The 22,021-nt window shown below is 70.1% G+C and carries 28 protein-coding genes, 1 tRNA gene and 1 pseudogene; 3 read left to right on the forward strand and 27 right to left on the reverse strand.

Going from position 1 to position 22,021, the window contains the following annotated elements; translation table 11 throughout:
* Window positions 1–149 precede the first annotated feature (149 nt).
* The 7 genes and pseudogenes from N4G63_RS07030 to N4G63_RS07060 form a co-directional block, all read right to left on the reverse strand.
* Window positions 150–968, reverse strand: coding sequence for a TIGR00266 family protein (locus N4G63_RS07030; RefSeq protein ID WP_260785432.1), 819 nt, complete (start codon window positions 966–968; stop codon window positions 150–152).
* Window positions 969–1,168: 200 nt separating this feature from the next.
* On the reverse strand, window positions 1,169–2,410 hold the full coding sequence (locus N4G63_RS07035) for an MFS transporter (RefSeq protein WP_260785431.1): 1,242 nt from the start codon (window positions 2,408–2,410) through the stop codon (window positions 1,169–1,171).
* A gap of 2 nt (window positions 2,411–2,412) precedes the next feature.
* Complete coding sequence (locus tag N4G63_RS07040) at window positions 2,413–2,760, reverse strand: hypothetical protein (protein WP_260785430.1); 348 nt, start codon at window positions 2,758–2,760, stop codon at window positions 2,413–2,415.
* On the reverse strand, window positions 2,757–3,398 hold the full coding sequence (gene upp, locus N4G63_RS07045; RefSeq protein WP_260785429.1) for a uracil phosphoribosyltransferase: 642 nt from the start codon (window positions 3,396–3,398) through the stop codon (window positions 2,757–2,759). The genes N4G63_RS07040 and upp overlap by 4 nt, the downstream gene beginning before the upstream one ends.
* Before the next feature lie 381 nt (window positions 3,399–3,779).
* Window positions 3,780–4,505: pseudogene (rlmB, locus tag N4G63_RS07050) on the reverse strand (23S rRNA (guanosine(2251)-2'-O)-methyltransferase RlmB); the annotation flags it as partial.
* Between the two features lie 121 nt (window positions 4,506–4,626).
* Complete coding sequence (locus N4G63_RS07055; protein ID WP_314599513.1) at window positions 4,627–5,361, reverse strand: heparan-alpha-glucosaminide N-acetyltransferase; 735 nt, start codon at window positions 5,359–5,361, stop codon at window positions 4,627–4,629.
* 139 nt (window positions 5,362–5,500) lie between these two features.
* Window positions 5,501–6,310 carry a hypothetical protein gene (locus tag N4G63_RS07060; protein ID WP_260785428.1) on the reverse strand — a complete coding sequence of 270 codons (810 nt, stop codon included), beginning with the start codon at window positions 6,308–6,310 and terminating at the stop codon, window positions 5,501–5,503.
* 327 nt (window positions 6,311–6,637) lie between these two features.
* Here N4G63_RS07060 and N4G63_RS07065 point away from each other — a divergent pair.
* From N4G63_RS07065 to N4G63_RS07075, 3 genes are all read left to right on the forward strand, one after another.
* Window positions 6,638–6,714 (forward strand) — tRNA-Arg (locus N4G63_RS07065).
* Between the two features lie 494 nt (window positions 6,715–7,208).
* Window positions 7,209–7,517, forward strand: coding sequence for a hypothetical protein (locus N4G63_RS07070; RefSeq protein WP_260791235.1), 309 nt, complete (start codon window positions 7,209–7,211; stop codon window positions 7,515–7,517).
* Window positions 7,518–7,519: 2 nt separating this feature from the next.
* Window positions 7,520–8,023 (forward strand): helix-turn-helix domain-containing protein, encoded by a 504-nt coding sequence (locus N4G63_RS07075; protein WP_260790689.1) that lies wholly within the window; start codon window positions 7,520–7,522, stop codon window positions 8,021–8,023.
* Window positions 8,024–8,091: 68 nt separating this feature from the next.
* On the opposite strand, the gene N4G63_RS07080 is transcribed toward N4G63_RS07075, so the two are convergent.
* From N4G63_RS07080 to N4G63_RS07175, 20 genes are read right to left on the reverse strand one after another with little or no spacing between them, the layout of a single operon-like run.
* Window positions 8,092–8,553: a D-Ala-D-Ala carboxypeptidase family metallohydrolase gene (locus N4G63_RS07080; RefSeq protein WP_260785426.1), complete on the reverse strand. Its 462-nt coding sequence runs from the start codon at window positions 8,551–8,553 to the stop codon at window positions 8,092–8,094.
* 2 nt (window positions 8,554–8,555) lie between these two features.
* On the reverse strand, window positions 8,556–8,972 hold the full coding sequence (locus N4G63_RS07085; protein WP_314599514.1) for a hypothetical protein: 417 nt from the start codon (window positions 8,970–8,972) through the stop codon (window positions 8,556–8,558).
* A gap of 8 nt (window positions 8,973–8,980) precedes the next feature.
* Complete coding sequence (locus N4G63_RS07090) at window positions 8,981–9,703, reverse strand: hypothetical protein (RefSeq protein WP_260785424.1); 723 nt, start codon at window positions 9,701–9,703, stop codon at window positions 8,981–8,983.
* The gene (locus N4G63_RS07095) at window positions 9,703–10,167 is read right to left on the reverse strand and encodes a hypothetical protein (RefSeq protein WP_260785423.1); all 465 of its coding nucleotides are present in this window, start codon (window positions 10,165–10,167) and stop codon (window positions 9,703–9,705) included. The genes N4G63_RS07090 and N4G63_RS07095 overlap by 1 nt, the downstream gene beginning before the upstream one ends.
* 2 nt (window positions 10,168–10,169) lie before the next feature.
* Window positions 10,170–12,656, reverse strand: coding sequence for a host specificity factor TipJ family phage tail protein (locus tag N4G63_RS07100; protein ID WP_260790691.1), 2,487 nt, complete (start codon window positions 12,654–12,656; stop codon window positions 10,170–10,172).
* On the reverse strand, window positions 12,650–13,057 hold the full coding sequence (locus tag N4G63_RS07105) for a hypothetical protein (RefSeq protein ID WP_260790693.1): 408 nt from the start codon (window positions 13,055–13,057) through the stop codon (window positions 12,650–12,652). Before N4G63_RS07105 ends, N4G63_RS07100 begins: the two co-directional genes overlap by 7 nt.
* Before the next feature lie 34 nt (window positions 13,058–13,091).
* Entirely contained in the window at window positions 13,092–13,574 is a 483-nt protein-coding gene (locus tag N4G63_RS07110; protein ID WP_260790695.1) for a hypothetical protein, read from the reverse strand.
* 5 nt (window positions 13,575–13,579) lie between these two features.
* Entirely contained in the window at window positions 13,580–14,446 is an 867-nt protein-coding gene (locus tag N4G63_RS07115; RefSeq protein ID WP_260790697.1) for a hypothetical protein, read from the reverse strand.
* Window positions 14,446–16,788, reverse strand: a complete 2,343-nt coding sequence (locus tag N4G63_RS07120) for a tape measure protein (protein WP_260790699.1) — start codon at window positions 16,786–16,788, stop codon at window positions 14,446–14,448. The genes N4G63_RS07115 and N4G63_RS07120 overlap by 1 nt, the downstream gene beginning before the upstream one ends.
* Window positions 16,781–17,353 carry a DUF6246 family protein gene (locus tag N4G63_RS07125; protein WP_314599515.1) on the reverse strand — a complete coding sequence of 191 codons (573 nt, stop codon included), beginning with the start codon at window positions 17,351–17,353 and terminating at the stop codon, window positions 16,781–16,783. The genes N4G63_RS07120 and N4G63_RS07125 overlap by 8 nt, the downstream gene beginning before the upstream one ends.
* A gap of 16 nt (window positions 17,354–17,369) precedes the next feature.
* Window positions 17,370–17,714 carry a hypothetical protein gene (locus N4G63_RS07130; protein WP_260790703.1) on the reverse strand — a complete coding sequence of 115 codons (345 nt, stop codon included), beginning with the start codon at window positions 17,712–17,714 and terminating at the stop codon, window positions 17,370–17,372.
* Between the two features lie 33 nt (window positions 17,715–17,747).
* Window positions 17,748–18,203 (reverse strand): phage tail tube protein, encoded by a 456-nt coding sequence (locus N4G63_RS07135; RefSeq protein ID WP_260790705.1) that lies wholly within the window; start codon window positions 18,201–18,203, stop codon window positions 17,748–17,750.
* A 13-nt stretch (window positions 18,204–18,216) separates the two neighbouring features.
* Window positions 18,217–18,570, reverse strand: coding sequence for a phage tail termination protein (locus tag N4G63_RS07140; RefSeq protein WP_260790707.1), 354 nt, complete (start codon window positions 18,568–18,570; stop codon window positions 18,217–18,219).
* Entirely contained in the window at window positions 18,567–18,977 is a 411-nt protein-coding gene (locus N4G63_RS07145) for a hypothetical protein (protein WP_260790709.1), read from the reverse strand. Before N4G63_RS07145 ends, N4G63_RS07140 begins: the two co-directional genes overlap by 4 nt.
* Window positions 18,978–18,981: 4 nt before the next feature.
* Window positions 18,982–19,323, reverse strand: a complete 342-nt coding sequence (locus N4G63_RS07150) for a hypothetical protein (RefSeq protein ID WP_260790711.1) — start codon at window positions 19,321–19,323, stop codon at window positions 18,982–18,984.
* A 35-nt stretch (window positions 19,324–19,358) separates the two neighbouring features.
* Complete coding sequence (locus N4G63_RS07155) at window positions 19,359–19,556, reverse strand: hypothetical protein (protein WP_260790713.1); 198 nt, start codon at window positions 19,554–19,556, stop codon at window positions 19,359–19,361.
* Between the two features lie 23 nt (window positions 19,557–19,579).
* Complete coding sequence (locus N4G63_RS07160; protein ID WP_260790715.1) at window positions 19,580–19,783, reverse strand: hypothetical protein; 204 nt, start codon at window positions 19,781–19,783, stop codon at window positions 19,580–19,582.
* On the reverse strand, window positions 19,780–20,007 hold the full coding sequence (locus N4G63_RS07165) for a hypothetical protein (RefSeq protein ID WP_260790717.1): 228 nt from the start codon (window positions 20,005–20,007) through the stop codon (window positions 19,780–19,782). The genes N4G63_RS07160 and N4G63_RS07165 overlap by 4 nt, the downstream gene beginning before the upstream one ends.
* A gap of 23 nt (window positions 20,008–20,030) precedes the next feature.
* Complete coding sequence (locus tag N4G63_RS07170) at window positions 20,031–20,498, reverse strand: Gp49 family protein (RefSeq protein ID WP_314599516.1); 468 nt, start codon at window positions 20,496–20,498, stop codon at window positions 20,031–20,033.
* Between the two features lie 60 nt (window positions 20,499–20,558).
* Window positions 20,559–21,974, reverse strand: coding sequence for a hypothetical protein (locus tag N4G63_RS07175; RefSeq protein WP_260790723.1), 1,416 nt, complete (start codon window positions 21,972–21,974; stop codon window positions 20,559–20,561).
* Window positions 21,975–22,021 lie beyond the last annotated feature (47 nt).

Here is a 22,021-nt window from a genome sequence, read left to right on the forward strand (position 1 = left end):
GGCAACCCAGAAGTGTAGGCGGTGCCGCCCTGCGGCCGGCCCCGGCCGGCTTGCGTCAGCGCAGGCCGGGCGCGGGGGCCGCGGCGCCACCGCCACTTTTGTGCGATCTGCCGTGGCCCGCGCCCCGCCCAGCGCCTGCGCGGCGGGGCTTACTCGTCGTCGCCGCCGCCCAGGATGCCGCCGATCAGGCCGCCGCCGGCCAGGCCGCCCAGCACCGAGCCTTGCTCGCGCGAGCCGCCGTTTTGCGGCGCGGCGGCAAACACGCGGCTGGCCAGGCGGCTGAACGGCAGGCTTTGCAGCCACACCGTGCCCGGGCCGCTGAGCTTGGCGAAGAACAGGCCCTCGCCGCCGAACAGCGCGGTCTTGATCTTGCCGACGTACTGGATCTCGAAGTTGACGTTGGGCGTGAAGGCCACCACGCAGCCGGTGTCGACCATCAGCGTCTGGCCAGGCTGCAGCTCGCGCTTGACCACGGTGCCGCCGGCATGCACGAAGGCCAGGCCGTCGCCCTCGAGCTTCTGCATGATGAAGCCCTCGCCGCCGAAGAAGCCCACCGACAGCTTTTGCTGAAAGTAGATGCCCAGCGAGACGCCGCGCGCGGCGCACAGGAACGCGTCCTTCTGGCAGATCAGCATGCCGCCGAGCTGGCGCAGATCCATCGGGATGATCTTGCCCGGATAGGGCGCACCAAAGGCCACGCGCTGCTTTTGCGGCGCCTGGTTGGTGTAGACCGTGGTGAACAGCGATTCGCCGGTGATCAGGCGCTTGCCGGCGCCCAGCAGCTTGCCGAAGAAGCCGCCGCCCTGGCTGGCACTGCCGTCACCGAAGACGGTGTCCATGCCGATGCCGGCGTCCATGAAGAACAGGCTGCCGGCCTCGCCGACCGCGGCCTCGCCGGGGTCGAGCTCGACCTCGACGAACTGCATTTCAGAGCCCTTGATCTCGTAGTCGACGACATCCATGGCCATGTTGGGTTGCTCCTGTAGAACCGTGGTGAAACCGGCTGCGGCCGGCGGACGGGCGCGATGGTAACCAAAGCGCCGCCGCCGCCGATGACGCCCCCCGACAGGCTGCATCGCCGGTCCGCCGGATTGCGCAGCCAGATGCACCGGCTGCGGCCCGGGACGGCCTGAGCCACCGGCCTGAACTGCCGGCGCGGGCAGAGCGATCAGGGGCTCGCCCGGGCGCCCGCCAGCGGCGCGCCAGGCCGCATGAAGCCCACCAGGGCCACGGCGGCCAGCGCGGCCGCCAGACCGAAACGCGGCGCCCAGTCGATCATCAGGCCGGTGACGGCCGGTGCCAGCATGCCGCCGGCGGTGTAGGCCAGCACCAGCACCGCGGTGCTGTCGACCAGCGCCACGCCCTGGCCCTGGCCGGTGTGGCGGTGGCCGATCTCCACCATCGACAAGGTGTACAGCGCCGCGCCGGCCGCGCCCCAGGCCACCACCAGCGGCCAGGCCAGCCAGGCACCGCCGGGCAGCGACACCCACGGCACCAGCAGCGCGCCCAGCAGGCAGGCCGCCACGCAGCTGCGGCGCATGGCCTCGACCGACCAGCGGTCGGCCAGCTCGCCGGCCGGCGCCGCCGCCAGCGTGCTGCCCAGGCCCGACACGGTGACCAGCAGCGCCGCGGCGGCCTGGCTCCAGCCCAGCGACAGGCCCCACAGCGGCAAGGCACCCGACAGGCCGGCCTCGAAGAAGCCGCCGACGAAGCCGGTGGCCATCACCACCGGCATGCCGCGCAGCGCTGCCAGCGTGCCCTGCAGGGCCTGGGCCAGGCCCGGGCGCGGCGCTGGGGTGGCCGCGCCGTCGGGTGCATCGCCCGCCGCGGCGGCCGCCAGCTCGGGGGCCTGGATGCCGAACATCATCACCAGGCCCAGCACGGTCAGCAGCAGCGCCATCCAGCCGGCCTGGTGGGCCGACCAGCCCCGCGCCAGCAAAGCCGCCAGCAGCGCCGGCCCGACCATGAAGGTGGCGCCGATCATGGTCGAGAACAGGCCCATCATGCGGCCACGGTGCGCCGCCGGCGCCAGCCGCGCCACCAGCGACTCGGACAACACCCAGCGCAGCGCCGCGGCCATGCCCGAGGCCGCGTACAGCAGCGCCCACAGGCCGAGCTGGCTGCTGGCCTGGATGCCGGCCAACGCCACCACCGGCACCACGCCGCTCAGCAGCAGCGCGCGCCGGGTGCCCAGCGCCCGCACCACGGTGGACGCAAAAGGCGTGGCCACCAGCACGCCGGCCCAGTTGAGCGCGGCAAAGGCCCCGGCGGCCGTGCTGTCGAGCCCGCGCGCCTTCAGCTGAAACAGCATCAGCGGCGCAAACACGAAGATGCCGCACAGCTCGAAGAACGTGGCGCCGAACAGCGCCACCAGGCTGCGCCGCGGCGCCGCCGTGCCAGATCCGGGCATGCTCAGCGCGGCGCCTCGTGGAACACCCAGTTCGTGCCCTGGTTGCTGATCTCGAAATACACGCGCTTCTCGTCGCCGTCGACCGTGCCGTTGAGGTTCTCGTCGAGCACGCCGTAACCGTAGCGGTAGTTGCGCGGCAGGTTGTCCTCGGTGCCGTAGGCGGTGGACAGCTTGTCGATCTTCAGGAAGCGCTTGACCACCTTGTCGCCGCTGTAGACCTCGAGCACGCCGTTGGTGCCGGTCCAGTTCTGGATGCTGCGGCGGATCTCGTTTTGCTTTTCCTGCGTGCAGCCGGTGGCCAGCAGCGCGGCCAGGCCCAGCAGTGCGGGCATCACGCCATGGCGGTTCATCGCGTGCCCTCGTCCTTGGTGCCGAAGATCTTGTCACCCGCGTCGCCCAGGCCCGGGATGATGTAGCCCACCTCGTTGAGGTGGCTGTCGATGGCCGCCGTCCAGCAGCGCACATCAGGGTGGGCGGCATTGAGCGCGGCGATGCCCTCGGGCGCGGCCACCAGCACCAGCGCGCGGATGTCCTTGCAGCCGCGCGCCTTGAGCAGGCTGACGGTGGCGATCATCGAGCCGGCGGTGGCCAGCATCGGGTCGATGATGATGGCGGTGCGCTCGTCGAGCTGACCGACGAACTTCTCGAAGTAGTTCACCGGCTGCAGGGTCTCGTGGTCGCGCGCCAGGCCGACCACGCTGACCTTGGCGTTGGGCACCAGGTCGAGCACGCCGTCCAGCATGCCCAAGCCGGCGCGCAGGATGGGCACCACGGTGACCTTGCGGCCGGCGATCTGCTCCACCTCGGTGGGGCCGCTCCAGCAGTCGATGGTGGTCTTTTCGAGCGGAAAGTCGGCGGTGGCCTCGTAGGCCAGCAGGCGCGCCAGCTCATGGGTGAGCTCGCGGAACTTCTTGGTGGAGATGTCGGCCTCGCGCAGCAGGCCGATCTTGTGGCGCACGAGCGGGTGTTGGACAGCGGTCACGGACATGGCAGGCAGCCTTGGGGTCAACGGGTTGCCAACGAGTGTAGCCACCGCCACATGGCGGGCCGGCGCGTCACAGGGCCTCCAGCAGGGCCGGCAGCAGGCTGGCAGCGGCCATCGCGGCGGCCGGCCGGGGCGGCCGTGCGCGCGCGCGGGGGGGGCGATGGGCGCCGGCTCAGCCTCTCAGGCAGGGCGGCCGCTGGCATCTCCGGCATCGGTCGGGGCGCCGTCCGGCTCGTCCGCCGGGCCGTCCGTCGGCTCATCGCCCGGCTCGTTGTCCGCGTCGTGATCCGCGTCGTGGTCCGTGTCGTCGTCCGCGTCGTGGTCCGATTCGGCCTGCTCGTCGGCCAGCCCGGCCGCCGTCGAGGCGGGCTCGGCAGCCAGGCGGCGCTGGCGCAGTGCCTCGTACAGGCACACGCCGGCGGCCACCGAGACGTTCAGGCTCTCCACCGCGCCGCTCATCGGAATGCTCACCAGCTCGTCGCAGGTCTTGCGCGTGAGCTGGCGCATGCCCGGGCCTTCGGCGCCCATCACCAGGCACACCGGGCCGCTGAGGTCCAGGTCATAGAGCGTGCGCTCGGCGTCGTCGGACAGGCCGATGATGCGGATGTCGCGCTCCTTCAGCTCGTTGAGGCAGCGCGCCAGGTTGGTGACCATCAGGTAGGGCATGGTCTCGGCCGCGCCGCTGGCCACCTTGGCCACGGTGGCGTTCAGGCCCACCGCGTGGTCCTTGGGCGCCACCACCGCATGGGCACCGGCGCCGTCGGCCACGCGCAGCACCGCACCCAGGTTGTGCGGGTCGGTCACGCCATCGAGCGCCAGCACCAGCGGCGGGCCATCCACGCCGTCAAGCACGTCGTCCAGCGAGTGGCTGCGCGCCACCGCGTTGACGCGGGCCACCACGCCCTGGTGGCGCGGGCTGCCGGCCAGGCGGATCAGGCGCTGGTCATCGCTGTCAACCAGCTTGGCGCCGGCGGCCTGGGCTCTCTCGACGAACTGCCGCATGCGCGCGTCGCGCCGTGTGGCATCGACATGGATCTCGATGATGGATTGCGGGGCGGTCTTCAACCGCACGGTAACGGCATGGAAGCCGAACAGGACCTGGGCGCTCATGGTGCGACTGTAGCGGCTGCGCACCGCCAGTGTGCCGGTGCTGCACCAGCGCCGCGCCGGCGTGACCAGACGCGCCGGCGCGGTGGGGCGCGCCGGCGGGCGCGTGGCCACTCGGTGCTGCTCAGCGCCGCGCCATGCCTGCCAGCATCAGCGCGCCCAGCAGCAGCGGCTGATGCAGCATGTAGACCGTGAGCGGCCGCTGGCCCAGCCAGCGCAGCGGCCGGCTCCAGCCCGGGGCGGCCCCCAGCAGCCACGGCGGGCGCCGGGCGCGCAACCAGTGGCCGGCGGCCAGGCCCCACAGCATCACGCCCAGCCAGGGCAGCACGGGCACCCAGTCTTCGGTGATGGGCTTGCGCGTGACCAGGCCCAGCCAGTTGCCCAGCCGGTTGTCCAGGGCGGCAAAGCCCAGCCCGTGCGGCAGCAACAGCGCCAGTGCGCCGGCCGGCCACAGCCAGGCCGTGCGGCCCGGCGCCAGGGCCCCGGCACAGCGCACCAGCAGCAGCATCAGCGCCATGCCGTGCAGCACGCCAAAGCTGATCCAGCTGCGCGGAAACATCAGCGCCGAGCCGGCAGATACCGCCAGCGCACAACCCGCCACCTGTGCCCAGCGCCGCCAGAAGCGCGGCCAGCCCTGCCCGCCCGCGGCGGCCAGGGCCTGGCCCATGCCGGCACACAGCAGAAACAGGCTCACGATGGCCGTGCGCTGCCAGGTCCAGAACGGGTCGCGGTAGAAGTCTTGCGGCGGCGCCAGCCAGCGCAGGTGGTTGAGGTCGAACGCGAAGTGGTAGGCCACCATCCACACGATGGCGGCACCGCGCAGCGCGTCTAGCCGGTCGGCGCGGCGCGGGTCAGACACGGCAGGGGTTGGGGCGAGGCATGGCGCCGGCACTGTACGCCAGCCGCCGGCCACTGCCGCGCCCCGGGCACGCCGCCCGACGGCCGGCTGGCCGACCGACCGGCGACCGCCGGCCGTCAATCAGCTCTCAGACCGCCGTTCAGGCGCTGGCGCGTCCGGCTGCCGCAAGGGGCGCACGCCACCGCCGCCGGCCCAGGCCCAGCAGCAGCGCCGCGCCCAGCCACAGCGCGGGCGTGGCGGGCTCGGGCACGGCGCTCAGGCTCAGCGTGTCGTGGCCGCCCTGGATCAGCACGCTGGCGCCACCATTGATGAAGCCGAGGCCTGCAAACGGGTGATAGAACACGCCCGACACCTGCACCGCCGACGACAGGAAGCTGTTGCCTGCCACCGGCGCCAGCACACCGCCGAGTTGCGCGCCCAGGGTCGGCGCGCCGCCAAAGGCGGGGTCGGGGTAGCTGTAGGTGAAGACCTGCGCCCCGCTCATGCTGGCCACCAGGATGGGCGTGGCCGCATGCGTGGCCACGGCGATGCCCTGGCTGTCGAAGCCGAAGCTCGAGACGCCCGGCACCGCATACATCGAGACCGTGGCCTGCGTGGTGTAGCCCGCCGCCGCCGCCGGCTGCACGCCCAGCAGATCAAACTGGATGTACAGCGTGTAGTCGCTGCCCAGGCCGGTGGGGGTGAGCATGCCGCCCGCCTGCTGCGCCGTGTCGACGATCAGGAAGCCATGCTCCTGCCACAGCGAATTGCCTTGCGCATCGGGTGCGCCAAAGTCGATGCGCGACACCTCGCCGCCGGTCAGTGTGCTGGTCTCGAAGGCGCTGCCGCCCAGGCCCAGCGCCGTCGGGTCGAACTGCACCGTGGCCTGGGCACCGCCCAGCGCCAGCGCCAGGCATGCCGCGACCGCAGCCTTGCACAGGCCCATGAACCCCTGTTGTGATGCCGACATGTCCAGACGCTCCCTGTGATTGATATGACGTTTTGATGTCACTCAGCCTATGCAAGAGCCGTGCAGATGGCACCACCCATTTGCCGGGGGTGCCTGTGGCCGAAGTCACAACAGTCGGGTCTGAGCCAGCGGCCTGCGCACCGGCAGGCCTGCCTGCGAGTGCCCACCTACAATGCGCCCCGCCGTCCGCGTCGGCAGCCCGCACCGGCTGCACCCCGGCGCGGCATCTGCCCGTAGCTCAACTGGATAGAGCAGCTGCCTTCTAAGCAGGTATTCGCCCTATGGAGAATGTCCAATAATCCGGGGTCTGTCCAAAAACATTCCCGACTGACCGTAGCTCAACCGGATAGAGCACTTGCCTTCTAAGCAAGGGGTTGCCCGTTCGATTCGGGCCGGTCAGGCCACACAATCCGCCCGAGCCGGGACAGTGGAGGCACACCGCAGCGGCCGAGCGGGTGCGATCCGGACGCCTCGCGCGATCGTCCCGGCTCACCCGCTGAGCCAGCCGCGCCCTACCCTGTCGCAATGTCTGGTGCCCCGTCCCGCCCTGTTGAAATCCGCCCCTGCTGGCGCTGCCGCTGTTATGCCGGCCTGGCCGCGCAGGGCACTGCGGCGCTGTGCTCGCGCCCGGGCTGCTGCCGCGTGCGCTCATGGCCGGCCACCGGCTGCGATGCGTGGGAGCGCGAGCCGGGCGCGGATGATGAGCCGTGGGCGCCGCCGGGGTATGCGGGCGGGCAGCCCGGCGTGCAGGTGGTGCTGAGAGTCGCCGGGCTGTAGTCCAATAGACCACACAAGTCGCTCGGGATTGCTTGCACACTGTAATCCGATGGCCTACAGTACATCCATCGCAGCAACACCGCTGCGACCCGGGCCCCAGGCAGTGGGCGGAGAAACTGAAATGACCAACGCATTCACCATCGACACCGACAGCGCCCTCGTCGAGGAGATCATCAATGCGGCCCTGCCGCACCTCCCGAGCGCCACGCTGGCCTATGACAGCGATGGCGATCTGGCTGGCGTCGTGTACTTCGCCGACGAGACGCGCCGGCACTATGCGGCTGACGTAGACGCGCTCCGCGCCCTCATCGAGGTGGTCAAGGACACCCACGGCAAAGACAGCTACTCGATCTGGTGCAGCCAGACTGCCCCTGACGCCGAGGGCGAAAACGAGGCTGATGTGATGGCCGAGATGGACTGGACCGCCTGACCATGACCAACCACCCCGGCCGCAAGCCGGGGTCTGCCCCGCGCATGACCCCGACCGAACTCGCTGACCTGCAGCAGCGATCCGCGTTGCCCGATGAGCGCATCGCCGAGCTGGCCGGCACGTCGGCGGCCACCTGGCGGCAGTACCTGGCGGGCGCCCGGCCAATGCCCTACAGCGCACAGGCCGCGCTGCTGCTGGCGCTGGTGCACCTGGGCATGCCGGCGGGCATGGCCGAGCCGTACCTGACGCCAGCGCATGCGCGCATGCTCGGCGGCACTCAGCAGCCTGATCCGGTGGCCGACCTGCCTGAGCCCACGCCCGAGGCCGTCCGCGCGCTGCGCGAGGGCGCGGGCCTGTCGCTGGCGCAGATGGCCGCGCTGTGCGGCATCGCAGACCGGCAGACCTGGGCGCGGTACGAGGGCGGCCGGGCCATTCCGGTGCAGACCTGGGCCGTTGCTCTGCTGGCGCTTGGCCAGCATCCCCGCTACAGGCTCACCAAGGCCTGAATCCGGCCGCTGGAGCGATTTTTCGGGGCCGGGCGATACCTGCGGTGCGCCAGGGCTGATCGCGCGCCCTACGCCCCGATGATGCCCGGCACGGTGCCGGCGCTGGTGATCGTGATGACGCGGTTCACCGGCTGCAGCGGGTAGGCGGTGCTGGCGTGCACCCAGCCTGACGGCCCCGGGAACTCGTTGATCAGCTGACCGATGCCGAGCGCGCCGACCATGGGCGCGAGCGCGCGGCAGACCTCGACCGAAGTGCCGAAGGCCGGTGCCCGCCAGTCGGCGGCCATTGCGCGCACATGGTCGCTGCGGGGCGACGATCCCACCGCCGCATTCAACGCCCCGCAGCGGTAGCCGCTGGTGATGACCACCGGCACGTCGCGGCCGGCCTGGGCCGACAGCCAGTCGCGGATGCGCTGCAGCATGGCCAGCGTCTCGTGCGCGGCCGGCAACAGCTCGAGCGGCAGCACGTTGGGGATGCCGCGGCGGGCGGCGGTGGTCGAGGCGGTGAACTCGTCGAGGCTGAAATGCACGCTCAGCCCCCCGCGATGTCGCGGCGCAGATCCGCGGCCACCTCGGCGAGGTCTTTGCCCTCGCGCCGACTGATCCACGTGAAGGCCCAGCGCACCAGCGCCCAGGCAGGCAGGCCGCACGCGAACACCAGGCCCAGCACCGCCATCAGGCCGGCCGGCTCCTGCATCCAGGCCTGCAGGCCCAGGTGCTGGATCACAGCCGCGCCACCGGCGATGCTGCCGACCACAGTGCTGATGAGGCCGACAGCCCACTCGCGCGAGCTGCGCGGCGGCGTCATGCACATCACGACGATGGCGGCCAGGCCGGCGCCGATGCTGGCGGCCCCGGCGGCGCCGCCGATGAGTTTCCAGCCGACGATGCCGGCTGCGGTGGACGATGCGGGCTCAGACATAGCAGGTGCTCTCATGGTGGACTGCATGGGGTTGCTCAGCCCACCGGCAACAGGCCGACAGGCGGGGTGAATCCGAGGCCGTCGTATCGCGCAACGCCGAGCGTCCAGCGGACGCGGCCGACGTACTGCACCCATCCCGATCCGGCGTCGGTAGACCAGTCGCCGATGCGCGGCACGCGCTCGCGGGCGTTCAGCGTGTAGCCCGTGCTGCCGAGGTCAATCGTGCCGCGGATGACCCCGCCGGTCGACAGGTACACGTACCGGCCCTTGCGCTCGACGCAGTAGTAGGCGCCCCACGGGAATGCCGGCTGCGCGTCAGGCGTGGCGCCGTTCTTGACGGTCGCCGTGTTGTTGTTGAGCATGACGTCCATGCGTCTGTCGCCGGCATTGCTCACCCAGGCCGTGAAGCCCCCGTAGGGGTCGCCGCCCGATCGGTCTTTCGCGTCCGTCCAGAGCGCGAAGTAAGGCCCGGTGTAGTGCGCGTAGAGCTCGAACGTCCAATCCTGCGAGCCCAGTGCCGGGATGTCGCAGACGATGCCGGGGGCGTAGGACACCGGGTTGATGACCTTGATCGTCGGAAGGGTGCCGTCCAGGTGCTCGGTGCTCCCGCCGGGCTGGTACAGGCCTGACGGCAGGAGCTGCACCGACGTTTGCGCGCTCGACTGGTCAACGCCCGACCCGCCCTGCAGCAGCAGCACCACATGCCGCCAGTACGGATCGATTCCCGCGCGCAGCGCCGGGCCGACCATGCGCATCATCAGGCGAACCCTCGCAGCAGGTTGCACAGCAGCATGTCGAGGGCCGCGTCGTACTGCGCACAGATCAGGTCGACGGCATTGGCCCCGGTACTGAGTGCCGGCGCGGTGCCGCCAGGCCACTTCCACTTCGTCCCGTAGGCCAGCGTGCGCCCGCCTGTCGCGTCCTGCCGGATGCGCACGGTGTAGACCATGCCGTCGATCAGGCCGGTCGGGTTGGCCAGCGTGCGATTGCCGCCCAGCACCACGCGGTGGTTGAAGCCCAGCGCCCCGTCGATGGCAATCGTGGCGGCGTCGGTCAGCGCGACAAAGCCGGCCTGCGCCGAGATGCCGGCCCAGGTCAGGCGCACATTGCCCAGGCGGTCGGTGTAGCTCAGCGCCGGCCCGTTGACCACCTCGTCGAGCTTCTGCGCGTTGAACAGCAGGTCAGACGGATCGGCGCTCGGTACGGGGTTGGTGGTCGGCATGGTCAGTCCGCGCCGAAGAGGCGGGCATCGTAGTTCGCGAGGGTCAACGCTACGGAGCCGCCACTCCCGGGCCGGGCGTTGCGCACGATGTACAGGCCGGCGGCCTCGATCTCGGCTTCGCTCAGGCCCACCGCGAACGCATAGCGGCTGCCGCACTGGCGGGACGCGCTGGCCACGAACAGCCCCGCGGGGGCGCTGGCCAGCACCACATGCACGGCATCGGCGCCAGGCGTGCACGGCACTGGGCTGCCGATCATGGCGCCATCCGCACCGGTGAACACCATGCGCCCGCTGGTCTGCCCCTGCCAGTCCACGGCCTCGCTCGTCTCGATCACCGAGCCAGCGATGGCCAGCACCTCGCCCGCCTGCAGGTCCGCGTCGGCCGAGAAGTCGTGCGGGTCAACCCACCGCACCAGCGAGCCCAGGCCGAGCTGCCCGGCATCGCCCAGGGCGGTGTCGCTGACGGTGGTGCGCTCGTACAGCAGGCGCCTTGCCTCCAGCTGCGCGCGGTTCTCGGCCTGGGTGAGATTGGTGCAGCCAGGCAGCTGCACCTTCTTCGGGTTGGCGCCGGTGCCGGCGGCCACGGTGCCGGCGGCCACGGACAGGCGGACATAGGCCTTCGAGGCATGGGTGTCGGGATCGACATACTCGAGCTCGATGGCGTCATGGCTGGCCGGCAGGTGCGCGGCGTAGCCGATGCTGCTCTGCCCGCTGGTGTCGAGGTTGCGATAGTCGAGCTGCACCTCGGGTAGCTCGCGCGCCTGCTCCCGCGTCACCGTCCAGCGCAGGCCGTCGCGCCACACCTGGCAGCGCGCATGGTTGGCGATCAGCTGCAGCCGCTCGCCCAGGCTCATGTCGGCATCGTCGAGACTGCCGTCGAAGCGCAGCAGCGGCGACGCTTCTCCGAACTCGGCATTGATGGCGGCCAGCGCGCCGGTGTCGATCTCGCCGATGTCCTTGCCGGCGAGCGCCCACACATGCACCATCGCCCGGGCGAAGTTGCGCGATGCGCTGGGCGCCGTGGTGGCCAGCGTGCGCACGTGGCGCTGCCAGCGTAGGTTGAATTTGCGGTCGCTGAAGCCCGTGGCCGCCGTGGTGGCGCGCGTGGTCACGCGGATGACGGTCACGCCCGGCAGCAGCTTGGTGGCGTAGCTGCGCAGCGCGAACAGGCCTTCGAGCTTGGCCACATCGGTGCCGTCGCTGTTCTCGGCGTTCATCCTCTCGAACTGCACCTTGTACCGGCCCGCGCCTGCGCCAGGCGTGACGGTCGTCGTGTGGAATCGCTGGTCGAATGTGTCGGCGACGAACGGGAATTCTTGCGACTGCCGCGTCCCGCTGACCTCGGCGCCTGCGCCATCGATGCGCCACCACTCGGCCTTGATCCGCACCGTGCCCTTCAGCCCGCGCAGGAACACGGTGTTCCACCTGATCTGGGTTGCGTCATCGATCGGCAACGTGAAGGGCCCCACGATGTTGGGCGCGGTCAAGCCGTCGGCGACCACCGTGTAATCGGCCTGCGCAGGCGTGACCGGCGGCGCCGGAACCGGCGAGTCGGCCGTCATGTCCACCGTGAGTTCGCCGGATGCCACGCTGTAGCTGTCGAGCAAGACCCCGCCGGCCCAGTAGTACGACCAGTCGCCGCCGCCGTGCACGTCGATGTGGGTGGCAGTGATGTAGACGGCCGCCGGGTAGGGGATGACTGCCTTCAGCGGCGCCCACTGGGGGCCGTCTGCCGTCACCAGGCGCAGCCCCGTGTCGCCGCTGACGATCGAGAAGTTGCCCCACCCGGTCGGGTTGGGCGGCGTGGCATCGAACGAGATTTCTTGCCCATCGACCCCGCTGGTCGCAAACGCCTCCAGCACATCCGACAACACGGTGTCGTAGTGCTCGGAATACTCGCCTGCCCCGGACTCCGGCGGCTGAAACACCTCGTAGCTGCCGCCCTCGACCTCGGAGATTGGCGTGTCGGCATAGCGCACATCGGTCACATCGCCGCGGCCCCGGCTCACGCACAGCCACTCGGTGACGTACTTGACTTGGTCGATGTACTCGACCACCGAGGGCTGGATCAGGTCGGGCCACACGCGCCGGTAGCCGTAGACGTCGGGCACGGCCTGGTAGGCCCGCGCCACGTTGGTTTGGCCGGTGAGCCGATTGTTCGGGCTTTCCTTGCCGACCGTGCTGTCGATGGGCGGTGCCGCGCCGGCCACTGAATAGGCGTACACCGCCGCGGCTGCGACGACGAGGTAGTAGAGCCACGACTCGAAGCCGGCCGGCCGCATGGCCACCGCCACCACATCGCCGATGGCCGGCGGCATGTCGAGCCGCGGGTCGGTCATAGGGTCGACGCGCTGGCCGTTGATGCGCAGCTCACAGTCGCCACCGGCGGCCAGGTGGCGCTCGATGTTGGCCTGCAGAGTGATGCCGTAGTCCAGTTGCAGGCGGCGCACGCCGGTGGCGCCGGCTGGGTCGTTCAGCAGGATCAGCACGGGGCCACCTCCGCCCGGCGGAAGAACCGCAAGTCGCTGTAGAGGCGCTGCATGGCGCTGATCCTGGCCAGCCTGGCCAGCCCCGGGCGGCCGATGTCGCCATCGCTGTGCAGCACCATGCCGGGCGCAGCCAGGATGCCGCAGTGCGCGGGGGCGCCGCCTCGCCAGGCCATCCAGGCCGCCGCGCCGACTTCGGGCCCGCAGGGCTGCCAGCCGGTGGCCGCATCGAAGCCCGCGGCGATGTCGGTCTGCGGCACCTCGCCGAGGTCAATGCCCAGAACCTCGCGATGCCACAGCACCACGATGCCGAAACAATCGGCGCCCTGCCAGTCTGAGCGCCAGCGCACCCATGGAAGGCCAGGAAGCGCCAGCGCGCGCGCGAGGAAGGCATCGGGGGTCATCACCCCCGGGGATGCTAGGTAGCGCGGTGAGCGGCTACAGCTGCACCAGGCCCGTGAACACCTCGGGCTGATAGATCAGGGCCACGCTGCGGCGCATCGGGTTGTCGTCGCTGGCGATCACCTGCACGGTGTCGCGGCCGAACGTGATGCCGCTCTGGTCGGCAACGTAGAGGTTCCAGGTCGCCTCCGGGGCGCTGGTGCTGCCGTAGTAGATGGCCAGCGTCACCTCGATGGCGTCGCGCGAGCCTGATGCGGCGATCAGCGCGATCTGGCGCTTGAACTCGCGCCCCACCACCTGCCGCGGGAAGCTCACTGTCAGCCGCGGCGGGCTGCTGCTCGAGCTCTCCGGCGGCTGCACGCTCATGGGCACCGGCGTGTGCACCTGGCCGCTGAGCGTGACCGGCTCGAACTGGTTGGCCACCAGGCGAAACGGGGTGGCCAGCGCCGGGTGGGAGAACACCACAGCGTGCCACACCGGCACCGTCGCTTTCGTGGCCCAGAACTCGCGGCGATCCATGGCGCTCAGGCCTCCGGCAATGTGGCAGTGATGACGACATCCAGGACGCTACCCCAGCTCGCCCAGTCATCCAGGCCCAGCAGCAGCGGCGCCGCCTCCAGCATGTCGGGCGGGATGCTTTCGGAGCGGGCCTGCATGCTGGCCGAGTAGCGCCACACCTCGCCCTCCTGGGTCGCTGACATCAGGCCATCGGGCAGGAAGCGGCAGGCATGCCACAACAAGCCGAACTCGGTTCGGATGGGCATCCGGAACGACAGCCGGCCGCGCTCAAGCGTGACGACAAACCACGCCATCAGCAGCTGGGCCTGCTCCTGCGTGCACACCCACTGCACCGACCACACCACGGGCCTGTCGGCGCCGGTGGCCTCGGCCTGGCTGGCGCCGGCGTCGGGCTGCGGCACCGCGAACGATGCCTCGCGCTCGCGCCGCTTGCCGGCCTGCAGCACGCCGGGCAGCGCGGCGGGATAGTCCGTGGTCAGCCCGGTGGCCAGGGCCAGGCCCTCGGCCGGGATGATCTGCGCCGCGGTCATCAGGGTGGCGCTGTACCGCCAGGTGCCGCCATCCTCAGATGCCGGCAGCAGCGAGTCGGGCAGCAGCTGGCACACGTGGTCTAGCAAGCCGAACTCGGTGCGCAGCGCCATCGTGAAGGGCAGCGCGCCGCGGCCGATGATGGCCTCGAACCACAGCCGAAACAACAGCGCCTGCTCGGCGGTGAAGATCCACTCGACCTCGAAGAACACCGGCGGGACGGTGCCGGTGTTGAGCATGTAGGCCGGGCCGCGGCGCGAGCCCAGCAGGGCCCACGGCGGGGCTTGCCGGCGGCGCTTGCTGCGCAGCACGCCGGGCAGCGTTGACGGGTAGGCGGCGGGCATTAGAGCCTGCTTTGCACGTTGGCGCCAGCGCGCAGAGCGCCCCACACCGGCCCGGTGTTCTGGCCGATCTCCGACGCGATCTCCGACTTCGCGCGGGCGACGGCAACCTCGATCACGCGCGCCTCGTTGTCCACGGTCGCAGTCGTGCCGGCCGGCGCGTTGTTGATGATGATCGTCCAACCGCCACCGCCGCCGCCCACCTCGTCGGCCGGCGTCACGCTGCCGCTGCGGGTGGGCAGCATGTACTGGCTGCCGTTGCTGCCGGTGAACATCTCAGGCCGGCCCGTCTCGTTGACCTTGTAGAGCGAGCCGGCCGACACCGGGCCGCCGTACTGACGGCCGCCGCCGAACTGCTGGCCGCGGATCGTCGAGACGATGCCTGCCGTCTGCGCCGCCACCGTGGCCATGGCCGGGATGTTGGTCGGGAACGGCAGGGCCGCTGCGGCTGCGATGCCCTGCTGAATCTTGATGATCGAGTCGGCGATGGCGAAGGCCTTGGACACGGCGAACATGGCCTTGTAGGTCTTGCTCTGCTCGCCGCCGAAGGTCTTGGCCAGGTCGGCCATGCTGCCGAACATGTTGCCGTAGCCCTGCAGCTGGGCAGCCTGCGCGGCGCGGCGCTTCTCTTCCTCTTCCTCCCTGATCGCGGTGATCTTTCGCTCGGTATCCTTCTCCAGGGCAACTTTGGCGTCGGCGTACAGCTGCATGTTCGCCTGGTCTTCCATGGCGAACTGGGCCAGCAGGGCCTTCTTTCGCTCCTGCTCGAGCATCAGCCGCGCGATGGGGTCGCCCTCGGCGGTCACGCCAAGCGCGAAGTCTCGGCCCTGCTGGCGCTGAGCCTCGGCCGCCTCTTTGCGCTTGCGCTCCTGCTCTTCGATGGCCCCTTGCGCGTTGATCCGCTCGACCATCTGGTCTAGCTCGCGCTGCGACTGCGTTTGCCGATCCTGCGCCGCCTCCTCGCGGATCAGCTTCTCGGCCTGCATGTGCTCTGCCAGGCTCAGCTTCTTCTGCTGCAGCAGCGCGTCGTTCTTGCGCAGGGCCTCGCGCTCGGCCGCGTCGATGCGGGCGTGGCCGTCGAGCGTGGCGCGTTCGAGCGTGGCCAGGTAGCCGGTGCCGTCGAACTTCGCGCCGGTCTTCTTTGCGTCGCCATCCGCGCCCGCGGCGGGCTTCAGCTTCGACATCGCCGCAGCCGGCGTGAAGCCGCGGTCTTCCGCCTTGCGCAACGCCATCAGTTCACGCATGCGCTGGCCGGCGCCCTGCGATGACCCGATCTTCTCGAAGTCGGCGTCCACCTGCCGCATGATCTCCCAGGCCTGCGCGAACTCGCCGCGCGTCGCCGCTGCGGTGGCCGCCGCCACCCCGCCGATGGTGATGCCCATCATGCGAAAACCCTTGACGACTGCGTGCGCCCCGTCAACGAGGTAGGTGAATGCCTCGGTTGCGGCCTCGGCCCAGGTCTTGACGGTTCCGCTGCGCCCGAGTTTGTCGCCCTCTGTCGTGACCTCGGCCAGGTACTGCGCCAGCAGATCGACGCCATCAGCCAGGCCCTTGGTGGCGCCGGTGAGTGCTGCGCTGGTGCCGGTGAGCGTGTCCAGGCGCTCATTCGCCCGCAGCGCGGCATCCTCCAGCGCCGTGAATGCGGCCTCGAAGGTGGGCGGGAACCGGGCGAAGTCGGCCTCGATCTTGGTCGCGGCCTTGCCAAGCGCGGACACCACCACGTCGGAGGTGAGCTTGCCTTCTTCGCCCAGTTTCTTCAGCGCGCCCACCGGCACGCCAATGCCATCGGCAAGCTGGCGCATGAGGTAAGGCGCCGTCTCCATCAGGCTGCGCAACTCGTCGCCGGCCAGCTTGCCAGAGCCCAACGCCTGGCCGAACTGCAGCATCGCGGCCTTCGACTCCACCGCGCTGGCGCCGCTGACCTTGATCGCCTTGCCAAGCAGCTCGGTCACCTGCAGCGTGTCGGCCTGCGTGCCGCCCATCTGCAGGATCGACTGGTTCAAGCGCGAGAACACCTCGGCGTTGCCAGCGACGCTGGTCATCGTGCGCTTGCTGATCGCCTCCAGCTCGCGCATGGCCGCCGCGCCGGCCTCGACCCCGCCGGCCGCAACCTCGACGCGCGCGCCGAGCAGGCGGAACTCGTCGGCGCGCTGGGCGATCTTCATCGCGGCCAGGGCCGAACCAAGCACGGCGGCCGCTGCGGCAGTCGCGGTCAGACGAGCCCCGAGCCCTTCCGCGAGTCCGCCGACCCGATCCAGCGACTTGGCCGCCTCGCGCTCGCCGTTGATCAGGCCCTTCGTTTCGAGCGTGACGTCATAGTGGACGCCACCGACCTTCTCAGACACTGGCCTTCCCCTTCACGCGCGCCATGGCGGCCTCGTACTCGGCCCGGCTGGGCACGTCGCGCCGCCGCGCACCCTTGGCGGCATCGCTGTCCAGGAACTTCATCGCCAGCATGGTCTGAAACTCGGTCATCGACAGCGCGGCCGCATCGGCACTCGACAGGCCGAAGTGCACGCGCGCCGCGGCGATGTACTCGGCGGCCTCGAAGCGGTCCGTGTACTGGCCGCCCCGCTCTGCCCCGGCTGCGCTGGGCCTGGCCTTGCCGCAGATGCCGTGCTGCATCAGGTGGCGGGCGATGACCACGCGCTCGGCCGGCGGCATCGCTCCGTCATGCCACGCGCCGGCCTCGTCGTGCCAGCCGATCAGCGCCGACGCATCCTCTTGATCGCACAGACCAGCCAGGACATAGGCCGCATCCTGCGCGGCGTTCGACCCATGCAGGGCGGCGTACAGGGCAACGATCTCATGGGGTGAGCCCAGGTCGGCAATGCGCCCCAGCGAGGGCGTGAAGGTGAATTCAGCGCCGCTGCTGGTGTAGGCCCGCACGAAACCGCATTCGACCAGCACCGGGCAGCCGCTCAGGTCACAGGTTGAACAGCTGGGCCTTGAGCGTGGCCGCGCCCAGCAGATGCACCACGCCCTGGCAGTAGTGCCGCACGGTGGACAGCACCACCGCGCGCGACTCGCCGGCCGGCACCGCGATGGCCAGGCCGGCAGCAACCGAGACGGCGCCCAGCCCCGGCACGGCCACGGTGGTGCCGCCGTCGCCGTCGATGGTGCACGTGAGGCTGCCGCCGGTGGTGTTGGTCAACACCAGCAACTGCTTTTTGCTGCCGTCGAAGGTGATCGTGTCGTCGGCGCTGAGCGTGCTGATCGCAGCGGCGAACGCGCCGGCCTGGTTGGCGTTGATGGAAGAGATGGCGGCCATGGTGGTCTAGCTCCTGGTGCTGGGGGTTGCGGATCAGACCGGGGTGTAGGTCACCGCGCCGTTGCTCATGGCCGTGATCGACCAAGTGGCGGCGTCGTCGTAGGGGCGGTCATCGCTCCATTCGCCCACGATGAACGGGCCTTGGTATTGGTCGCCGTCCGGGTCGATCATCTGCAGCCACACCTTCGGCTGGTTGCCGGTGGCGGCGCCCGGGTTGATGACGTGCGCCTTGAACTCCTTCTGGTTCGCCACGGTCTCGCCGTAGCTCACGCCGTCGCCCGAGAACTCGACCGACTTGAAGGTGACCAGGTTGGTCTTGGTGAAGGCGGGCGACATGTCGGCGGTGGTGTCCACCGTGTCCCAGCTGGTCTTCATCGACTTGCCGCGCATCATGCCCAGGCGCTTGAAGGTCAGGGCGCCGGGGCTGGCAGATTCGGTGGCGATGGCGTAGTTCACGACGACATCCCGACCGACGAACTGTTCGGACATGGTGCTTCCTCTCTCAGGTGGTGATCGCCGAGACGGCGATGTCGAAAACAGGCCGACCGTCACCGGTGGCCATGAAAACAGGCTCGGCCGCCTGCAGGTAGACCAGGCCGCCGCTGTTCGCGCGCATGGCCTCGACGATGGCGTCAGCCGCGTCGGAAATGGTCGTCACTTCGTCAGCCTCAGCGCCGATCAGCGACACGATGAACTGCGGGCGACGAACCAGCTGCGCGGGCGCCCCGCCGGCCGGCTTGATCACCGCGAATCGGCTGGTGCGGGCGGAGTCATCGACCCAGCGTCCGTACTGGATGCGCCAGCCCGGCAGCAGCGCGCCGATGAACAGGCGCAGGGCGTCGGCGGCTGCGCTCATACCCGCATGCCCCGCTTGATGATGCTCGCCACGTCGGACGCGGCGCGCTCACCGGCCACGGCCAGAAACTGCGGCTGGCCGTCGTTGGGGCCCCAGTAGTAGCCGCGGTCTTTGCCGTTGACCCGTGGCCGCGGGATGCCCAGGCCGCGCCACTTGCCGGCGGCCTCATGCACGGCCAGGGCGTACTCGGCCGTGAAGCCGATGCGGCCCACCAGCGCAGAGCCTTGCATGTCGATGTGCCTGTACTGGCTGTTGATCAGCGTCGATGTCTCGATGGGCACCAGCGGCGCCACCTCGCTGCCGATGCGCACCAGTACGCTGGTGAGGTTGCGCACTGCGCGCTGCTGAGTGGTCGCCACGAACTCGGGCAGGTTGTTGACGATGCGGACTCTGCGCGGTTTGGCCATGGCGTCAGCCCGTCACGGTGTAGTCGTCGGCCTGGCGGTCGAAGGTGTCGGCGTCGCGCTGCACCGCCCGCACCTCGACCGCGCCAGCGGCCACGGGATCGGCGCCGGTGTGCGTGCCGATGGCCACCATGTCGCCGGGCTTGATGTCGGCGCGCTCGGTGTAGACCGTCAGGCGCGCCGTGAACTCCAGGCCCTTGGCGTCGGTCGCGCGGCGCGCCTCGCCGCTGTAGTCGCAGGCGATGCCCACCGGTGCGCCCCAGGTACGCGCGCCGGCCCAGTCGTCACGGCCCTCGAGGGGCCAGACGGTGGCAGCGGCGGTGTACGACCAGCGAGCGACTGAGGACATGGGGCCATGCTAGGGAGCACGGCCCGCCGGCATGCTCAGCCGGCCCTGCGCAGCTCGCGCCACGCGGCGCGCCATGCGTTGCGGATGCGTTGGGCCAGCGTCGGCGCCCGCCACTCCATGAAGGCGCCGGCCGCCATCGGCCTGGTGTCCGCCGGCCTCGTCTCATCCCACCGCTGGCCCAGGCGCTGAGCGGGCGTCAGGCGCTGAGCCTCAGCGTCGGTGATCGTGGTCATGGGTGCCGGTCTGGGGGCTGGGATCAGCCCTTTGGCGCGTGGATCGTGATGTCGCGCTGCTTGCCGCCATCCACCGTGATCGGCTTGGTCACGTCGTGGCCGGCGCGGCGCACCATCTCCACCGTCAGGCCGACGAAGGTGCCGGTGATGACGGTCAGCACATCAGCAGCCGGCGCCTCATCCAGCGCGGCACTGATGGCATTGGCCAGCTTGTCGAGCGGGCTCAAGGCCAGTCCTTGTTCATCTGCTCGCGCGCCCAGCGGCTGGGCGGGTACTGCTTGCGGTAGAGGGCCACCGCGTTCTGGATGTAGAGCCACGACGGCACATCGCGCAGCAGCGTGCGGTAGGAGTAGGTGCACGCCACGCCCAGCAGCAGCGCGACGGAGCTGGCAGCGCCGGCCGCCATCACGGCGTAGCCGACCCACATGGCGATGGTGTCGATAAGGTTCACAGCATCACCTCTGGCAGGTGGGATCAGCCACCAAGGACGTGCTGCAGCATGGCCCGGGCCTGCGGCGCCGACAGCAGGTTCGTGCCCGTGCGGCCGGGCTGGCCAGGCGTGCCATCGGGGTAGACATCGGCCGGCACCGGCCAGGTCAGGAAGCGGCTCACCTGCTCATCGGTCGGACCGGCCAGTCGGGTGCGCAGCGCATAGCCCTCCAGCAGCCAGAGCTGATCGCGCGCCTTCGCCTCGGCCTGGCGGGTTGCCATCTTGATGCCCATCTCGGCATCGAAGTTCGCGGCGCTGACGCAGGCGCTGTGGCCGCTGGCCAGCAGGAACTCGCCATCCAGGAAGGCGTGCACCACCGTGCTGGTGGTCTCCCCGACACGGCCGCCGACGTAGGTCACGCGTGCCATCAGCGCGTCGATCTGCGCCAGGGTGACGCGCGCGGCGGTGAGGCCCTTGGCCTGGATCTCGGTCTCAATTGCTTGGTCGTTCATGGTGGTCTCGGGTTGGGTTGCTGCCGGGCTCACCGGCAAGGTATGGGAATCAGCGGCACATCACCACTTGCCAGACGCGGCCAGCGCGTCGGCCCACACCTGGGCGTACTCGGGGTACGCGGATGCCAGCAGGTGGGGCGCATTGGCGCCCACGATGGAGGTCGCAGGCGGTTCCGGGTAGGTGGGAGGTGTGCGCCCCCAATAGTCGTACAGGTCGCCGCCCGCGATGACTGACGCATTGCCCGCATAGGTGACGGTGAGCGCGTCATTGATGGCGAGCTGCAACGTGGCGAACTGGTCAGGGTAGGTCGGGTCAGCGAACACGGTGTAGTTCGGGCTGAAGCAGGTGAAGCCCAGCGCCACCCTGTAGCCCTGGGCCACGAAGTAGTCCACCATCGACTCGACGGCCTGCTTGTACCAACTGCGAATGGTCGGCTGGTTGGCCAGGGACGCCTGGGCGTCTGACTGGCCGTTGGCCATGAAGACCCAGCGTTCGCTCACGCCGCTGATGGCGTCCAGATTGGTCTTGGTGCGAGCCAGCAGGCCCAGTGGATCAAAGCCGAAATCCCCCGACCGCAGCACCTTGAATGCCGCCATCGACCCCACAGAGGTAGCGACGCACGTCCAGGTGATCGTGTTGTCCACGATGTCGTCATTGACCGCAGCGGTGGCAAATGCGGCCGGCTTTGTGGCGCCCGTCACCTGGGTGGCAGTCGGGGTGATGATGTAGTCGATATTGGTCGCGCCGCTGCCAGAAGGGATGGCCACGCCACTGGCGTTCGTGGCGTAGCGTGGCCGACCGACCTTGCAGCGAAAGACGCGCCCACTGTCCACGATCACATCGCCGTAATCGCCCGCGTCACCAGTCCCCAGGCTGGCCCGCTGGCCGAAGAATGCGGCATTGGCCGCCCATTGCGTAGCCTGGCCCGCCCACTGCTTGATGAACGACGATCCGCCGACGGCACAGTTGCGCCACTGTAGTGACCAGCCGCGGTTGCGCAGCCGGGCGTGTAGGTGCGGGATCACACTGCCCAGGGCGCTGACGGACGGGGCAATAGGGTCCGCGAGGCCAAGCCCGTCGAAGGTCACGTCGGTGGCCACGCTGCCGGGGCCGGCCCAGTTGCGGGCGCCGCTGCGCTCATTGCTCTGCCCGACCTGGGCCACGCCGCGCTTGCCGGCGCCCCCCGCAATCCCATGTGCTGACACCAGGGAGTCGAAAGCACGCTTCTCCGTCGAGTTGAGCGGATAGGTCGCGTTGTTCAGGCTGTAGTCGGTGCGGCCGCTCACGTTCTGCACCAGCAGCACAGCCGACACGCCGTAGGGCCCGAAGTCCTGGCTGTTGCTGGTCAGGGTGGTGGTGGTGGCCGGCGCGCCGCTCAGGCCCTGCACCGTGCATTGCCCGGTGGTGCTGATGCGGATGGTGTCGCCGGCCGCGAGTGCGATCTTTGCGCGTTCGGTACTGTCGAGGGTTGCCATGTGCGGCGCTCCATTGATGGGCTACAGCACATGCTAGGAAGCGGGCC

It is taken from the genome of Aquabacterium sp. OR-4, assembly GCF_025290835.2.
Classification (GTDB): Bacteria; Pseudomonadota; Gammaproteobacteria; order Burkholderiales; family Burkholderiaceae_C; genus Pseudaquabacterium.

Bases quoted from the DNA above. Each gene is read 5' to 3' on its own strand.
- N4G63_RS07030 (WP_260785432.1), bottom strand. From the start codon at position 968: ATGGCCATGGATGTCGTCGACTACGAGATCAAGGGCTCTGAAATGCAG.
- N4G63_RS07035 (WP_260785431.1), bottom strand. From the start codon at position 2,410: ATGCCCGGATCTGGCACGGCGGCGCCGCGGCGCAGCCTGGTGGCGCTG.
- N4G63_RS07040 (WP_260785430.1), bottom strand. From the start codon at position 2,760: ATGAACCGCCATGGCGTGATGCCCGCACTGCTGGGCCTGGCCGCGCTG.
- upp (WP_260785429.1), bottom strand. From the start codon at position 3,398: ATGTCCGTGACCGCTGTCCAACACCCGCTCGTGCGCCACAAGATCGGC.
- N4G63_RS07060 (WP_260785428.1), bottom strand. From the start codon at position 6,310: ATGTCGGCATCACAACAGGGGTTCATGGGCCTGTGCAAGGCTGCGGTC.
- N4G63_RS07070 (WP_260791235.1), top strand. From the start codon at position 7,209: ATGACCAACGCATTCACCATCGACACCGACAGCGCCCTCGTCGAGGAG.
- N4G63_RS07075 (WP_260790689.1), top strand. From the start codon at position 7,520: ATGACCAACCACCCCGGCCGCAAGCCGGGGTCTGCCCCGCGCATGACC.
- N4G63_RS07085 (WP_314599514.1), bottom strand. From the start codon at position 8,972: ATGCAGTCCACCATGAGAGCACCTGCTATGTCTGAGCCCGCATCGTCC.
- N4G63_RS07090 (WP_260785424.1), bottom strand. From the start codon at position 9,703: ATGATGCGCATGGTCGGCCCGGCGCTGCGCGCGGGAATCGATCCGTAC.
- N4G63_RS07095 (WP_260785423.1), bottom strand. From the start codon at position 10,167: ATGCCGACCACCAACCCCGTACCGAGCGCCGATCCGTCTGACCTGCTG.
- N4G63_RS07105 (WP_260790693.1), bottom strand. From the start codon at position 13,057: ATGACCCCCGATGCCTTCCTCGCGCGCGCGCTGGCGCTTCCTGGCCTT.
- N4G63_RS07110 (WP_260790695.1), bottom strand. From the start codon at position 13,574: ATGGATCGCCGCGAGTTCTGGGCCACGAAAGCGACGGTGCCGGTGTGG.
- N4G63_RS07115 (WP_260790697.1), bottom strand. From the start codon at position 14,446: ATGCCCGCCGCCTACCCGTCAACGCTGCCCGGCGTGCTGCGCAGCAAG.
- N4G63_RS07130 (WP_260790703.1), bottom strand. From the start codon at position 17,714: ATGGCCGCCATCTCTTCCATCAACGCCAACCAGGCCGGCGCGTTCGCC.
- N4G63_RS07135 (WP_260790705.1), bottom strand. From the start codon at position 18,203: ATGTCCGAACAGTTCGTCGGTCGGGATGTCGTCGTGAACTACGCCATC.
- N4G63_RS07140 (WP_260790707.1), bottom strand. From the start codon at position 18,570: ATGAGCGCAGCCGCCGACGCCCTGCGCCTGTTCATCGGCGCGCTGCTG.
- N4G63_RS07145 (WP_260790709.1), bottom strand. From the start codon at position 18,977: ATGGCCAAACCGCGCAGAGTCCGCATCGTCAACAACCTGCCCGAGTTC.
- N4G63_RS07150 (WP_260790711.1), bottom strand. From the start codon at position 19,323: ATGTCCTCAGTCGCTCGCTGGTCGTACACCGCCGCTGCCACCGTCTGG.
- N4G63_RS07155 (WP_260790713.1), bottom strand. From the start codon at position 19,556: ATGACCACGATCACCGACGCTGAGGCTCAGCGCCTGACGCCCGCTCAG.
- N4G63_RS07170 (WP_314599516.1), bottom strand. From the start codon at position 20,498: ATGAACGACCAAGCAATTGAGACCGAGATCCAGGCCAAGGGCCTCACC.
- N4G63_RS07175 (WP_260790723.1), bottom strand. From the start codon at position 21,974: ATGGCAACCCTCGACAGTACCGAACGCGCAAAGATCGCACTCGCGGCC.